At 65.7% G+C, this 14,493-nt stretch carries 13 protein-coding genes; 5 read left to right on the plus strand and 8 right to left on the minus strand.

Annotation, left to right across the window (positions count from 1 at the left end; genetic code table 11):
• Positions 1 to 155: 155 nt before the first annotated feature.
• The 3 genes from V8Z74_RS12285 to V8Z74_RS12295 form a co-directional block, all read right to left on the minus strand.
• A complete protein-coding gene (locus V8Z74_RS12285) occupies positions 156 to 1,670 on the minus strand; it encodes a sulfatase-like hydrolase/transferase (RefSeq protein ID WP_349709488.1) in 1,515 nt (504 codons plus the stop codon).
• Between the two features lie 191 nt (positions 1,671 to 1,861).
• On the minus strand, positions 1,862 to 3,232 hold the full coding sequence (aptA, locus tag V8Z74_RS12290) for an omega-aminotransferase AptA (RefSeq protein WP_349709489.1): 1,371 nt from the start codon (positions 3,230 to 3,232) through the stop codon (positions 1,862 to 1,864).
• Positions 3,233 to 3,657: 425 nt separating this feature from the next.
• Positions 3,658 to 3,909: a DUF2061 domain-containing protein gene (locus tag V8Z74_RS12295; RefSeq protein WP_349709490.1), complete on the minus strand. Its 252-nt coding sequence runs from the start codon at positions 3,907 to 3,909 to the stop codon at positions 3,658 to 3,660.
• A 194-nt stretch (positions 3,910 to 4,103) separates the two neighbouring features.
• Between V8Z74_RS12295 and V8Z74_RS12300 the strand changes: the two genes are divergently transcribed.
• The 3 genes from V8Z74_RS12300 to V8Z74_RS12310 are packed head-to-tail and all read left to right on the plus strand — an operon-like array spanning position 4,104 to position 6,177.
• Positions 4,104 to 4,637 carry a GNAT family N-acetyltransferase gene (locus V8Z74_RS12300; protein ID WP_349709491.1) on the plus strand — a complete coding sequence of 178 codons (534 nt, stop codon included), beginning with the start codon at positions 4,104 to 4,106 and terminating at the stop codon, positions 4,635 to 4,637.
• Between the two features lie 26 nt (positions 4,638 to 4,663).
• Entirely contained in the window at positions 4,664 to 5,221 is a 558-nt protein-coding gene (locus V8Z74_RS12305) for an NUDIX hydrolase (protein WP_502879525.1), read from the plus strand.
• Positions 5,222 to 5,280: 59 nt separating this feature from the next.
• Positions 5,281 to 6,177, plus strand: a complete 897-nt coding sequence (locus V8Z74_RS12310; RefSeq protein ID WP_349709493.1) for a DMT family transporter — start codon at positions 5,281 to 5,283, stop codon at positions 6,175 to 6,177.
• Positions 6,178 to 6,184: 7 nt separating this feature from the next.
• Here V8Z74_RS12310 and V8Z74_RS12315 read toward each other — a convergent pair whose 3' ends face one another.
• Positions 6,185 to 7,105 carry a LysR family transcriptional regulator gene (locus V8Z74_RS12315; protein WP_066474370.1) on the minus strand — a complete coding sequence of 307 codons (921 nt, stop codon included), beginning with the start codon at positions 7,103 to 7,105 and terminating at the stop codon, positions 6,185 to 6,187.
• A gap of 171 nt (positions 7,106 to 7,276) precedes the next feature.
• Here V8Z74_RS12315 and V8Z74_RS12320 point away from each other — a divergent pair, with 171 nt between their 5' ends.
• Positions 7,277 to 8,296 carry a Bug family tripartite tricarboxylate transporter substrate binding protein gene (locus V8Z74_RS12320; RefSeq protein WP_349709494.1) on the plus strand — a complete coding sequence of 340 codons (1,020 nt, stop codon included), beginning with the start codon at positions 7,277 to 7,279 and terminating at the stop codon, positions 8,294 to 8,296.
• 181 nt (positions 8,297 to 8,477) lie between these two features.
• Positions 8,478 to 10,079, plus strand: a complete 1,602-nt coding sequence (locus tag V8Z74_RS12325) for a gamma-glutamyltransferase family protein (RefSeq protein WP_349709495.1) — start codon at positions 8,478 to 8,480, stop codon at positions 10,077 to 10,079.
• A 133-nt stretch (positions 10,080 to 10,212) separates the two neighbouring features.
• Here V8Z74_RS12325 and V8Z74_RS12330 read toward each other — a convergent pair whose 3' ends face one another.
• Genes V8Z74_RS12330 through V8Z74_RS12345 form a run of 4 tightly spaced genes read right to left on the minus strand, consistent with a single transcriptional unit; the run spans position 10,213 to position 14,400 of the window.
• Complete coding sequence (locus V8Z74_RS12330; RefSeq protein WP_224649297.1) at positions 10,213 to 11,397, minus strand: porin; 1,185 nt, start codon at positions 11,395 to 11,397, stop codon at positions 10,213 to 10,215.
• Between the two features lie 41 nt (positions 11,398 to 11,438).
• The gene (locus V8Z74_RS12335) at positions 11,439 to 12,395 is read right to left on the minus strand and encodes a PDR/VanB family oxidoreductase (RefSeq protein ID WP_224649295.1); all 957 of its coding nucleotides are present in this window, start codon (positions 12,393 to 12,395) and stop codon (positions 11,439 to 11,441) included.
• Between the two features lie 10 nt (positions 12,396 to 12,405).
• Positions 12,406 to 13,395 (minus strand): ABC transporter substrate-binding protein, encoded by a 990-nt coding sequence (locus tag V8Z74_RS12340; RefSeq protein WP_224649293.1) that lies wholly within the window; start codon positions 13,393 to 13,395, stop codon positions 12,406 to 12,408.
• A gap of 18 nt (positions 13,396 to 13,413) precedes the next feature.
• Positions 13,414 to 14,400 carry a Bug family tripartite tricarboxylate transporter substrate binding protein gene (locus V8Z74_RS12345; RefSeq protein WP_003054452.1) on the minus strand — a complete coding sequence of 329 codons (987 nt, stop codon included), beginning with the start codon at positions 14,398 to 14,400 and terminating at the stop codon, positions 13,414 to 13,416.
• Positions 14,401 to 14,493: the final 93 nt, after the last annotated feature.

The raw sequence follows: 14,493 nt of genomic DNA on the forward strand, positions 1-14,493 counted from the left end.
GCCCCAGCGCCTCAGGCGCGCGCGGATGATAGGTATCGAATCGGCCATTGTAGGCCGAGCGCTATCAAAAAAAAGAGGCATGGCAAGCTCGTGCGCCGGGTCAAACAGCTGTGACTCAGGGGCAAGAGTGATGCCGGGGCGCCGTGCAGATGGCCTCAGGGTGTGCATGCATCCTGGCGGAACAGCTGCTCGTAGGGCCGGCCGTTGACCTGCAGCAGCCGGCTGTCCTGCCATTGCGGCAGGGCCCGGGACGGCTCATAGCCTTGCAGCTGCGCGACCAGAAAGGGCAGCAAGGTGGTGCTGTGGCGCACCTGGCCCTGGTAGCCGGGCTCGAGCCAGCCCGGATGCTGCGCGCGGAAAGCTGCGTTGGCCCAGGAAAGCATGGGCACCTCGTAGGTGCTGCGGGTCACGCTGTGGTGGAAACCTTCCACGCAGGGCGGCGTGCTGAGCCCATGGTCCGACACGTAGAACAGCAGGCCGGGCAGGCGCGAGGCGCCGTCGAGCATGGCTATCCACTGCGCCAGCAGATCCGATGTATAGCGTATCGAGGCGTCGTACGGGTCCTCGCCCCGGTAGCGGGCCTTGGGGTAGCGCTTGTGCACATCCGGATGGCTGCCATAGGTGTGCAGCACGATGAGCTTGTACTCGGCGGGGTCCGCCAGCGCCCGGGCGAGCGGGGCCGTGAGCACTTCGTCATAGGCGCCGTTGCCTACCTTCTGGTACACGTCGGCCGAGCGGCGCAGCATCTGCGTATACAGGTCTTCGGAATTTTCGAAGAAGCGCGAATTGGAGAAGACAAAAGTCTTGAAGCCCGCATGCCGGGCCAGGTCCACGAAGGAGGGCGCCAGCGTCTGCAGGCTGGTGGCTGCGGACTGGCCGGTGAGGATGAAGGGCAGGGCCTTGGCCGTGGTCTGTCCGTTGGCCAGGAGCGCATGCACGCCCAGATGGGGTACGGAGCGCAGTGCGCTGTTGGTGTCTTCCTTCGTGTAGCCGAGCAGGGACCAGCGGTGGCTGCTGGCGCTCTCGCCGATGACCACCACCAGCGTGTGGGCCATGGGCTTGCCCGTTGCCGGCGAAGGCAGCTTCGGTGTGTAGAAGACGGACTGCGACAGCTCGCCAAAGCGCAGCGCGGCCACGCCCATCTGCATGGGATAGAAATGGCGCAGCTTGTGGGCATAGGCATAGGCGTTGTAATGCTGGACCATGCCGGTCAAGCCCAGGCCCAGCCACAGCACGGCGGGAAGCGCCCAGGCGGCCTGCGCCTTGCGCGTCATCGTCCAGCGCAGTCCTGGGCAATGGCGCCAGAGGTAGGCGGCGGCGGCCAGCGCGGCCGCCAGCCAGGCCAGGCATTGCAGGATCTGGGCGGCATCCAGGTTCTCGAAGAACTCCTGCGTCTCCTGCGCTTCCGTGCGCAGCAGCGTGGCCAGCGTGAACTCGTCGATCAGGCTGTGCAGAAAGCTGGCGTGCAGCATGTTGGCCGCGCCCACGGGCAGGAGCACGGCGCAGGCCGCACCCAGCCAGGGCCGCTTCATGGCCAGGGGGAAGAACACGAAGGCCGACAGCAGCGTATAGCCGGCCTCCTTCAGGCTGGGGTGGATGAGAAACGGCGGGGAAAAGAGCAGCACCCAGACCAGAAAATATCCAAGGTGCGCGCGTCGGCCAAAGTGCATTCCGGGTTTTGTGTCAAATTTTTTACAATTTTATGACCTGCCCCGGAGAGCAACCTGGCGGTGGCCGCCGCAAGGCTGGGGGTCGCGGCGGGAAAGCCGTCATTAAAAAAAACGGCTTTTGCGTCCGCCCAGCCAGCGCCGACAGCTATGGAAAACGATGTGCAGCGCATCGGGCGAGGTGCCAGTCCGCCTCAATCCGTGGCATGCAGCGCATCGCCCAGTGCGCCGACCAGGCGCTCGATCTCGGCCTTCTCGCTGATGAACGGTGGTGCCAGCTGGATGGTGTCGCCGCCGTAACGCACATAAAAGCCCATGTCCCAGCATTTCATGGCGATCTCGTAGGGACGCCTGGCGGGCTCGCCCGGCACGGATGCGATGGTCAAGCCTGCGGCCAGGCCGATATTGCGGATGTCCAGCACATGGCGCGCGCCCTGGAGGCTGTGCACGGCCTGCTCGAAGAACGGCGCCAGCGCCTGCACGCGGCCCGGGCCGTCTTCCTTCTCGAGCAGGTCGAGCGCCGCAATGCCCGCGGCGCAGGCCACGGGGTGGGCCGAGTAGGTATAGCCGTGGGCGAACTCCAGCATGTATTCGGGGCCGCCTGCCGCCATGAAGCTGTCGTAGATCTCGCCGCGCACCACGCAGGCGCCCAGCGGCTGGGCGCCGTTGGTCACCTGCTTGGCGATGTTCATGATGTCGGGCGCCACGCCGAAGGCCTCGGCAGCCGTCATGGCGCCCAGGCGGCCGAAGCCCGTAATGACCTCGTCGAAGATCAGCAGGATGTCGTGCTGGGTGCAAATCTCGCGCAGGCGCTGCAGATAGCCTGCCGGCGGGATCACCACGCCGCCCGAGCCCGACATGGGCTCGACGATGACGGCGGCGATGTTGCTCGCGTCATGCAGGGCGATGATGTCCAGCAGCCGGTCGGCCAGCGCGCGGCCGTCCGCCTGGGGCATGCCCCGGCAGAACGAGCCCATGGGCGGCTGCGTATGGGGCAGGTGGTCGGCCTCCACGCCCTGGCCGAACATCTTGCGGTTGCCGCCCATGCCGCCCACGGAGATGCCGCCGAAGTTCACGCCGTGATAGCCCTTCTCGCGGCCGATCAGCCGCGTCTTCGTGCCCAGGCCCTTGGTGCGCCAGTAGGCGCGCGCCATCTTGAGCGAGGTGTCCGCCGCCTCCGAGCCCGAGCCCGTGAAGAACACATGCGACAGACCTTCGGGCATCAGGCTTTTGATCCTGTTGGCCAGTGCGAACGAGGCCGGATGGCCGAACTGGAAGGCGGGGGCATAGTCCAGCTGCTGGGCTGCCTTGCCGATGGCCTCGGCGATTTCGCGCCGGCCGTGGCCCAGGCCCGTGCACCACAGGCCCGAGAGGCCGTCGAAAATCCTGCGGCCGTCCGCGTCGGTGTAATAGGCGCCCTGGGCGCCGGTAATCATGCGCGGTCTGGCCTTGAAATTGCGGTTGCCGGTGAACGGCATCCAGTGGGCGTCCAGCCACCGGGCGTCCGGCTGGCGATCGGCGGCAACGGCTTGGGTGCGGATATCGCGGTTATCGGCAATGTGCATGAAAGCTCCTGGCAGATCCGGGAAAGATCGTCCCCGATGGGGCGTGAACAGGCATTGTTGGCCCTGGCCTGCATTTGGGAAATAGCCGCAAACCCATGGCTTGCCGGCCGGCCGCTTTGGACGGAAGAGGGCGCGAAATGCAGGGCTGCCTTGTTTTTTGGGCGCTCTGCGTGTGCAGACTGTCAATCTCGGGCCTTGGCTTGCTGGGAGATACCTGCAGCAATGCCTCTTGGCAATGCAGAATTTCCAGGTTTGAAACGGCTTGTGCCCAGGCTTGCGAAGAGGAAGCAAACAGGCTTATCCACAGAATTTCTACATGCTTTCATGTTCCCTGGGCAGCCAGCGCCGCCAGGGTCTGCACAAGCCAGGAGCCGAAGTCCCGGACGGCCGGAATGTTGTCGGGTGTGGGCATGGGGCTCTCCTGCTCAGGCCATGCCGACCGCCGCGGCCTGGCGGTCCGCACGCTTGCGCAGGCTGCGCTCCCAGGCCTTTTCGTGGAAGAAGAAGGCCACGGCCTGGACGGTGGGCTCCAGCAGGCTCAAGGTCAGCGATGCCCACAGATTGCCGGTGACCGCATACGCCACGCAGGCCGCAACGGTGATGTGGATGCAGTAGTAGCTGCCGGTCTTGGCCAGCGTGGTCTGGTGCTTGCGCAATGTCTGAAGCATTCGGCTCATGGTGTTCTCCTGGTGCGATGAGTCCATGGTAGGGACAGGAGGTCGAAACATCCAATTGAGAATCATTACCATTGCAATAGTCGCCGCAGCCGGAAAGGGCATGGCTGCAGGGTTTTATGAATTTCCGAAGAAAATGGCCTTGAGCGCTTGTGCATCAAGCGCAAGCAGCTATTGAATTGATTGCGGAGAAAGCAATGTTGCCAAGCCGGCCGCAAGGCCTGCCGATTTCGGGTTTTCAACTGCGGCCTTTGCGGCTCGGGGATGTGGATGCCGTGCTGCGTATCCAGGCGCAGTGCTATGGCGCGGATTTCGGCGAGCCGCGCCAGGTCTTCGTGCAGCGGCTGCAATCGCCGGTCCATTGTTCCTGGGCGGCCGTGCAGGCGGACGCCGTGGTCGCCTACCTGGCCGCCTATTGGTCACTGCCCGGCGTCATCACTCCGCTTCATGGTGGCTTTTCCAGTTATGAAGATGCCAACGTGCTTTATCTGCACGATATGGCGGTTTCTCCGGCGGTGGGGGGCCAGGGCGTGGCCGGTGCTTTGCTTCAGGCTGCCCGGTCCCAGGCCCGGCAGCGCGGCATACGCCATACGGCACTGGTCTCGGTGCAAGGCTCGCAACCTTACTGGGAGCGCCAGGGCTATGCGGTGGCAGCCGTGGCCGATGCTGCGCAGCAGCAACACCTGGCCTCTTATGGGGACGATGCCGTCTACATGGTAGGACAAGTCTGACGGAGCGCCCGAACGAGATAGGGATAATGCCGGCCATGCCCAATCGCTGGAAACCCAATGTGACCGTCTCGGCCATCATCGAACGTGATGGCCGGTTTTTGTTGGTGGAAGAGAACACGGCGGATGGGCTGCGCCTGAACATGCCGGCAGGTCACCTGGACCCGGCCGAGACGCCGATCGAGGCCTGCGTGCGCGAGGTGATGGAGGAAACCGCCTACCACTTCAAGCCCACGGCGCTGGTGGGCATCTATATGAACCGCTTCGTGCGCACGCGCACGGGTTCGGACATCACCTATATGCGCTTTGCCTTCACGGGCGAGCTGGGCGCGCACGAGGCCGGCCGCAAGCTCGACGACGGCGTGGTGCGCAGCGTCTGGCTGACGTTGGAGGAGCTCCAGGCCAGTGCCCATCTGCACCGCAGCCCCATCGTGCTGCAGTCCGTGGGCGACTACCTGGCCGGCCAGCGCTTCGACCTCGGCCTGATCCATGCCGATGCCAGCATTTACCACGCGCCAGCGCCTACGGCGCCCATGCCCGCCGGCGCGCCGGCCACGCTCGACGAAGTGCTGGCCCATGCCTCATGACGGCCTGATGCTGCAGTTTTGATTGCGGCCGGCGCCGACGCCCGGGCACAATCGCTGCAATGTCCATTGCCAGCCTCCTCCGACTGATCTCCCTGGCCGCCCTGTGGGGCGGCAGCTTTTTGTTCATGCGTGTGGCCGTGCCGCACCTGGGAGCCGTTCCTGCGGCCGTGGGACGCGGGCTGTTTTCCTCGCTGGGGCTGGCGGTGGCGCTGGGCTGCATGGGCTACCGGCCGCGCTGGGGACGCTACCTGTGGCCTTTGCTGCTGCTGGGGGTGATCAATTCGGGCATCCCCTTCCTCATGTATGCGCTGGCGGCACAGGTGCTGCCTTCGGGCTATAGCGCCATCTTCAACGCCACCACGCCGCTCATGGCCGTCATCGTGGGCGCGCTGGTATTCGGGGAAGGCATCACGGCGGCGCGGATAGTCGGCGTGGTGCTGGGCATGAGCGGCGTCGCCGTGCTGGCGCAAGCCGGGCCGCTGGAGCTGACGCCGGCCGTGCTGGGCGGCATGGCGGCATGCTTTGCAGCGACGGTCTGCTATGCGTTCTCCAGCTTCCTGACCTTGAGGCTGGCCGGCGCCAAGGCCGCCGTGGATATGCGCGCGGCCGTCTTCATCAGCCAGCTGGGGGCGCTCATGGTCCTGGTTCCGGGCCTCGCGGTGGCCTGGCTGCTGGACCCCGGCCTGGCCGCGAAGGTTGCGCAGGCACCCTGGCTGGCCTGGGGCAACGTGGCGCTGCTGGGCCTGCTGAGCACGGCGCTGGCCTATGTGCTGTATTTCCGCCTGATCGCCGACGAAGGCCCGCACAAGGCGCTGACCGTGACCTTCATCGTGCCGGTGTTTGCCGTGCTCTGGGGCTGGGCGCTGCTGGACGAGCCGCTGAGCGCCGCGCATGCCATCGGCGGCGGGCTGATTGCGCTGTCGCTGTGGATCGTGCTGCGGCCCAAGGCGCATTGAACCGCATTCACCACGCGGCGGGCAGGCGCCGCTGCAGCAGTTCCAGAAACGACTGCGCCGCATGCGGCAGCGTGCGGCCGGCCAGGGTCTGCACCTCGATGTCGCGCAGGTCCATGCCGCGGTCGCTCAGCGGCACGGCCGCGAGGGCACCCGTGGCCACCATGTCGCGTGCGGCGATCTCGCTGGCCACGGCCACCGCTGCGCCCTGGGCCGCGAAGTTCAGCAGCGTCTTGCCGTGATTGCTCTCCAGCGCCGGCACCAGCATCAGCCCCTGGCGGCTGCAGGCAGCGTCCAGCAACTGGCGCACCGCCGTGCTCGGCGGCGGCAGGGCCAGGGGATGGCGTACCAGCCTGGCCAGCGCCACGCTGCGTTCCTGGGCCAGCGCATGGCCGGGCGCCACCAGGGCCAGCACGGGCGCCGCCACGCGGCAGGCGACGGCAATGCCGGGCTCTGGCACCCGGCTGAAGCACAGGCCGATGTCGGCCGTGCCGGCACGCACGGCATCGGAAACCTCGGGCGTGGGCAGCACGGTCACCTCGAAAACGATGCCCGCATGCTCGCGCTGGAAGGCCGCGCACAGGCGCGGCAGGAATTCGCTGGCAAAGGCGTCGGAGCTGGCAATGCGCACCTTGCCGCTGCGCAGGCCCTGCAGGGCCTGGATTTCGCCCAGGGCACGCTCGGCATCCAGGCCTGCGCGGCGCGCGTGGTCGGCCAGGATCTCTCCGGCGGCATTGAGCACCATGCCGCGCGGATGGCGCTCGAAAAGCGGCGTGCCCAGCCGTGCCTCCAGCGCCGCGATCTGGCGGCTGATGGCCGAGGCCGCCACATGCAGCCGGGCCGAGGCTTCGGTCAGCGAGCCGCATTGCGCGACTTCATGGAAGTAGCGCAATGCGGTGTCTTGCAGCAGCAGGTGGCGCGGATCGGGCATGGCAGCGAATGGAAGAGGCTCCCATTGTGCTCGGTTTGCCGTTGCGGCAAGGATGGCTTGCAAATTTGCCGATGGCGGCAAACGCGTCCGTTTTCTAAGATGGCCTGTTCCAGTGCCGCCCGGCTGCGGCCATCCGATTCGCCAACCCGCCATCTCACCAGGAGTGTTGCCATGCCGGCACGGTCTGCTATTTCATCTTCGCGTCGCCAGTGGATTCAGGCCGCCGCGGTCCTGGCCGGTGGCCTGCTGGCCCAGGCGTCGGTACCGGCCCAGGCCCAGGGCGAAGCCCCCTGGCCCAGCCGCCCGGTGCGGGTGGTCGTGCCCTTTCCGCCCAGCGGCGCGACCGACCTGGTGGCGCGCGTGATCGCGCAGCGCGTGTCGCAGGAGTTGGGCCAGCAGCTGGTCATCGACAACAAGCCCGGCGCCGGCGGCACCATCGGCGCGGCCGAGGCCGCCAAGGCCGCGCCCGACGGCTACACGCTGCTGTTCACCACCAGCAGCACGCACGCCATCTCGCCGCACCTGATGCCCCGGCTGAGCTACAAGGCCGACAAGGACTTCACCCCCATCGCCCACATGGCCGACGCCGCCAGCGTGCTGCTGGTCACGCCGTCGCTGCCGGTCCGGAGCGTGGCCGAGCTGATCGCCTACGCCAAGGCCCACCCGGGCCAGCTCAACTACGCCAGCAGCGGCAACGGCACCATCGTGCACCTGAACACCGCCGCCTTTGCTGCGCAGGCGGGCATCCGGCTCACCCATGTGCCCTACAAGGGCACGGCCCAGTCCATCACCGATCTGGCCGCGGGCCAGGTGCACCTGCTGTTCGACTCCATTCCCACCGGCATGCCCCATGTGGCCAGCGGCCGCCTGCGCGCCCTGGCCGTCACGGGCGACAAGCGCAGCGCGCTCGCACCCAACCTGCCCACGGTGGCCGAGTCGGGGCTGCCCGGCTATTCCTCGGTCACCTGGTTCGGCGTCTACGGCCCGGCCGGCATGAAGCCCGAGCTGGTGGAGCGGATCAACCAGGCCTTCAACCAGGCCGTCCGGAACCCGGACGTGATCGCCAGCCTGGCCAAGCAGGGTGTGGAGCCGGCCAAGGCGCAGACGCCGAAGGAATTCGCGGCGATGGTGAAGGCCGACAGCGCGCGCTGGGCCAAGGTCATCAAGGACAACCACATCACATTGGAATAAAGCACCCCCTGAGCCGCTTCGCGTCTTCCCCCTGGCCGGGCGCCCCTCTCTCGCTGCGCGGGAGGGGGACCACGCCCTCGCTGCGGGGCGGCGCGGCCGGCGTAGGCCCTTGCTCGGCGTGCGTCGATGGGGCGTGCCAGTTTTAAGCGCGGCGCTCATGAATCACTGATCGGACTTAGATATGACAAACCTCATCAAGGACTGGACGCTTCCCTATGCCTCGCACCGCTCGCCGGTGCTGGGGCGCAACGTGGTCAGCACCTCGCAGCCGCTGGCCGCGCAGGCCGGCCTCTCCATGCTGCAGGCCGGCGGCAACGCCGTGGACGCGGCGCTGGCCGCGGCGATGACGCTCACCGTGGTCGAGCCCACGGGCTGCGGCATAGGCAGCGACGGCTTTGCCATCGTCTGGGACGGCAAGGAGCTGCACGGCCTCAACGCCTCGGGCCGCTCGCCCGCGGGCTGGACGCCCGAGTACTTTGCCCAGCTGGGCGGCATCCCCGAGAAGGGCTGGAATGCCGTGACCGTGCCCGGCGCCGTGTCGGCCTGGGTGGCGCTGTCCCAGCGCTTCGGTAAGCTGCCTTTTGCACAGGTGGCTCAGCCGGCGATTGGCTATGCGCGCAACGGTTTTGCGGTTTCGCCCACCATTGCCACGCTATGGGAGCTGGGCGGCAGGAAGCTCGGCGACCAGCCCGGCTTTGCCGAGTGCTTTCTGCCCGGCGGCCGCGCGCCCCGCGCCGGCGAAGTGTTCAGGAGCGAAGCCCACGCGCGCACGCTGGAGGAGATCGCCGCCACCATGGGCGAGTCCTTCTACCGCGGCGCGCTGGCCAGGAAGATGGCCGAGCATTCGCGGGCCTGCGGCGGCGTGATGACCGAGGAAGACCTGGCCGCGCACCAGGCCGACTGGGTGGGCACGGTGTCGCAGAAGTTCGGCGACTCGGTGATCCACGAGATCCCGCCCAACGGCCAGGGCATTGCGGCTCTGATGGCGCTGGGCATGCTCGACGAACTGGGCGTCGGCGCTCAGCCGCTGGACGGCGTGGACAGCGTGCACCTGCAGATCGAGGCCATGAAGCTGGCCTTTGCCGACCTGCACCAGTACAACGCCGACCGGGACCACATGCGCGTCACCCCCGCGCAGCTGCTGGACCGCGGCTACCTGCGCGAGCGCGCCCAGCTCATAGCCCGCGACAAGGCCAGCGATCCCACCTACGGCGCGCCCCGGCCCGGCGGCACGGTCTACCTGGCGGCGGCCGATGCCAGCGGCATGATGGTCTCCTTCATCCAGTCCAACTACATGGGCTTCGGCTCGGGCGTGGTCGTGCCGGGCACGGGCATCAGCCTGCAGAACCGCGGCCATGGCTTCACCACCGAGGCCGGTCATGCCAATCAGGTCGGCCCGCGCAAGCGCCCCTCGCACACCATCATCCCGGCCTTTGCCATGAACGCCGACGGCACGCCGCAGATGGCGTTCGGCGTGATGGGCGGCCCCATGCAGAGCCAGGGCCATCTGCAGATGGCGCTGCGCGTGCTGCGCTACGGCCAGAACCCGCAGGCCGCGGCCGACGCGCCGCGCTGGCGCGTGACCGGCGGCAAGGGCGTGGCCGTGGAGCCGTCCTTCGATGCCGCCGTGGTCGAGCAACTGCGCGCGCGCGGCCACGAGGTCACCGTCGAGGCCGGCCACGGCGTGTTCGCCTTCGGCGGCGCCCAGCTGGTGCTGCGCGAGGGCGAGCACTACGTCGGCGGTTCCGACCCGCGCAAGGATGGGTGTACTGTCGCGTTCTGAAGTATTGATAGCTGCCAGTGCTTGATCCAAAAGGATTTCGGATATTTTTATGTCTGAAATCCTTATGAATAAGGCGCAAGCAGCTACTTTTATAGGAGAGCCGGCAAGCGCGATGCGGGCTTTCTGCCACAAATCAGAAGCTATGCCGCAGTCCTACTTCGTAGCCTGCGGCCGAGTGGGGGGCATAGCCTCCTGTGGATTGATAGGCCGCTGCGCCGCCGGTGGTCAGGCCCAGGATGACGGGATCGTTCTGGCCGTTGCTGATCCACACCCGGGAGACCGTCGTGTACAGAGCGGTTCGCTTGGAAAGATTGTGTACATAGCCCAGCGCGAGCTTTTGAGCCGTGGCTTCCGTACTCGCAAGGCCTTGATACGGATCCTTCTGCGACTTCATGCGTGAGTAAGCCGCCTTGAAAACGCCGGACCCGACGGGCACCGATACGCCCAGCAGCATGCCGTTGTAGGTGCTGGCGGCGACACTGGTACCTGCCTTGATGTCGGCCTGCGTTCTGGTGACCGCGCCCATGAGCTTGGCCACTTTGAGGTCATACGAGGCCCCCAGGTTGAGGATTCGGATCTTGTGGTCGAGGCTGGCTGCGGGAAGTGTGATGCCAGGATAGTCATCTCCCGTGCTTTGGGCATAGGACACGGCCATGTCGAAGGCGCCGGACGCGTAGCCAAGGCGACCGCCCAGGTAGCGCCCGCGCTGGTTCTTGCTGCCTTCATCGAAGACGTACATCGCCTGACCGTAGATGCCGCCAAGCCCTCGGGGGAGAAAATAGCCGACGCTGTTGTTGGCGCGGATTGCATTGTCCGATGCGAACGGCGCGGTTCCCGATGCGCGCGCGACAGCGATATTTTGATTGACCTTGTTGAGAATCCCCGTGCCCACGCCGACGGGGCCGAACGGGTCGAAGCTGGTGTCGTTCCAGTAGGTGGGCGTGTAGTCGCGTCCCAGCCGGATTTCTCCGAACGGGGCCGAGAGGCTTACGGTTGAGCGCCGGTCGAAATTCAGGCCGTTTGGCGCGCCGTTGTCCGCGGTGAATCCGCTTTCGAGCCAGAACCCCGCCGACCATCCGTTGCCCAGGTCTTCCTTGCCGCGAAAGCCGATGCGGCTGGTCGAGTTCGCACCGCTGGAAAGTGCTGTCTGGCTGCGGTGGATGTCAGGTGCGGCCGTGCCGCCCGGACCATGCCAGCTGCTGTTTGCCGAGTAATGGCTGATGCCGACGTCGACGACGCCGAAAATCGTGACTGATGATTGTGCGTGCGCAAAACCGGCCGTCGCGAGGACGGTGGCTGCAATGACTGTCTTTTTCACGTTTGTCTCCTTGGTGGTTGAATTCGATTCCGCTCTGGGGGCTACAGATCCAGCACGAGCATGGGGGTGCGCGAGCGCGAGCAGCACGGCAGAAAGCTGTCGTTGCGCTTTTGCTCATTCGGGGAGAGAAACATGTCCCGATGGTCCGGCTCTCCCTCCAATACGCGGGTGAGGCAGGTTCCGCAGACCCCTTGCTCGCAGGAGGTCGAAAGTGCGACTCCTGCAGCGGCCAGTGCCTGCGTCACGGACTGGTCCTTCAGCACCGGAATCACGCGTCCGGTACGGGCAAGCTTGATGTCGAAGGCCGCATCGGTGTCGTGAGCCGCGGTGCTGGCGCTGAAGAATTCGTAGTGCAGGTTCTGCTCCGCCCAGCCCTGGCGGCGGGCCGTGTCCAGCACTGCGTCCATGAACCCTTTGGGTCCGCAGACATACAAGTGCCGGTCGGGGGTCGGATCGCCGATCAGTACGGGCAAGTCGGCAGGATGCTCATCGTCATGGTGGAAGCGGGTCTGGGGTGCAAAGGCGGATTGCGCAATGCTGTCTCGGAAGGCCGTGCGCTCGCGTGAGCGGGTGCAGTAGTGCAGCGTGAAGTCGGCCTGCTGCGACGACAGGTGGTGAGCCATGCAGACAATGGGCGTGATGCCGATGCCGCCAGCCAGCAGCAGGCTGTGGCCCGCGTCAGGCGCCAGCGGGAACAGGTTGCGGGGCATGCCGATGGTGATCGCCTGACCTTCCTGCACCAAGTCGTGGATGGCCTGGGAGCCTCCGCGCGAGCCAGGATCCCTGAGAGCGGCGATCACGTAGCGGTGCTGCTCGGCGGGATCGTTGAGCAGCGAGTACTGCCGCACGAGCCCGTTGGGCAGATGAACATCGATATGGGCGCCTGCGCAGAAGGCCGGCAGAAGACCGCCATCGGCATGGACCAGTTCGAGAGAGCAGATGTCCGGTGTTTCCAGTGTCTTGAGGGCAACCCGGACTTTCAGAGTGGCTGCAGTCATGGGTGTGCCTTCAGATGCTGTAGGTTTCGTAGGTCGATGGGTGGAAGAGCTCCTGCACATCCATCAGTCGGGCCGAGAGGCCTTGGGCATGGTGATGGCGGACGAAGGCCTCCAGGGTCTGGCGCGAGGCGGCTACGCCGTAGGGCCAGTAGTCGTCGCCCAGAGTGGATTTCGCGGCGCGTATCTGCTCTTCAACGAACGGCAGAGTGACCTTGGTCGCGGAGGTGTCCTCCAGCAAGTCGAGCGCGGCCTGCTTGGCTTGCGAAAATGCCTTGAATACGGCCGAGGGCAGCCATGGGTGCTGAGCGGCGAGTTCCTTGCGGATACCCACGATGTGCATGATCGGAAAGATGCCCGTGCGGCGGTAATAGTCCTTGGCCGCGGCTGTCGGATCGTCGTAGAGCCAGCCGATGTTGGGGTTGCGCAAGGCAGTGCTGGCCGGTGGGCGTGGGCCTATGAATCCGTCGATGTCGCCACGGTCCAGCAGGGCGGAGATGGTTTCGCCCTCCGGAGCGTTTTCGATATGGATGTCGCCGGGCAGGGCCAGCTTGATCTTTTCCGGCCGCGCTGCCGTTTCGATTCCTCCGCGGACCCAATGCACATCGCAGGGACGGACACCATGATCCGCTTCCAGGATGGCGCGAGCCCAGACATTGGCCGTGAGCTGGTATTCCGGCAAGCCGATGCGCTTTCCCTTGAGGTCCTCGGGCCGTTGGATGCGGTCCTTGCGAACGTAGATGGACGTGTGGCGAAAGGCCCGTGAGACAAAGACTGGAATCCCGATATAGGGGCAGGAGTCCTGGGAATGCTTGACCAGATAGCTGGAGAAGGAAATTTCCGTGATGTCGAAATCCTGGCTCCGCATGGCGCGGAAAAACATTTCCTCTGGATTGAGAAGCATGAATACCGGGTCCACGCCATCGATTTGCACCCGTCCGTCGTAGAGGGGCCGCGTGCGGTCATAGTCGCCCATGGCGACCGAGAGTCGGAGCTTGTTCATGGTGTTTCCTGTGTCGGATTAGGGGGCCGATTTGCTGGTGGATTTCGCCAGGGGTGTCCAGCGGGAGATTTCGGTCTGGACGTAGCGCGTGAATGTTGAGGCGTTCCAGTCCTGTGGCTCGATGCCTTCTGACGCATACAGCTTCTGCATTGCATCGGACTTGAGCCCCCGCCGCACTTCCTCATTGATCTTGGTTACCAGGGCCGGTGCCATGCCTGCAGGACCGGACAGGGCAAACCAGGTCGTCGCTGTCAGGGAGGGGTAGCCCAGCTCCGCGAATGTCGGCAGTGAAGGCATGTCGGGCAGGCGCGCCGGCGAGGTGATGGCAAGCGCGTTGAGCTTGCCGGCCTTGATATAGGCGCTTGCCGTGCGGTAGGTCACGAACGCCGCTGGAATCTGGCCGCCCAGCAGATCCGTCACTGCTGGGTTGGCGCCCTTGTAGCCCACTCTGGTCTGTTTGTACTTCGCGTTGTGCGCGAAGACCGAACCGATCAGATCACCGTGTGTGCCCAGGCCGGGAGAGCCCCAACTCAGGCCGCCTTGCAGCCCGCGTGCATAGGCCACGAACTCGGCGAGCGTCTTTGCGGGAAGCGACGGATGCACTACCAGCACCGTGGGCGGTCCCCCCAGCATCGCTATGTGCGTGAAGTCGGCTACTGGATCAAAAGCCTTGATGTCCACGGGAGCGATGACGTGCGAGCCGACACCAGAGAGCACCAGGGTATAGCCGTCCGGTACGGCCTTGGCCACCTGCGCCGAACCGATGGTGCCGGCTCCGCCCGCGCGGTTATCGACGACGAAAGGCTGCTTGTAGACCGTTTGCAGATGCTGGGCGATTGCGCGGCCCAGTGCGTCCGCCGTTCCGCCCGGAACATAGGGCACGACGATGCGTACTGCCTTGTTGGGCCAGGTTGCCACCTCCGGGCTCTGTGCATTTGAATTTAGGGCCAGGGAGCCCAAAACGCCGGCGCAAAGCAAGGCTCGGCGGGTGATTCTTTCCATCATCAAAGTCTCCTTTTCTTGTGTTCAGCCGCTTGCTCCGGCTTGGGAAGGAATGTATCATCGTTCTTTCATAAGGAAAACAGTTCTTCTATATGG

Source organism: Comamonas sp. w2-DMI, assembly GCF_040187735.1.
Lineage (GTDB): Bacteria > Pseudomonadota > Gammaproteobacteria > Burkholderiales > Burkholderiaceae_C > Comamonas > Comamonas terrae.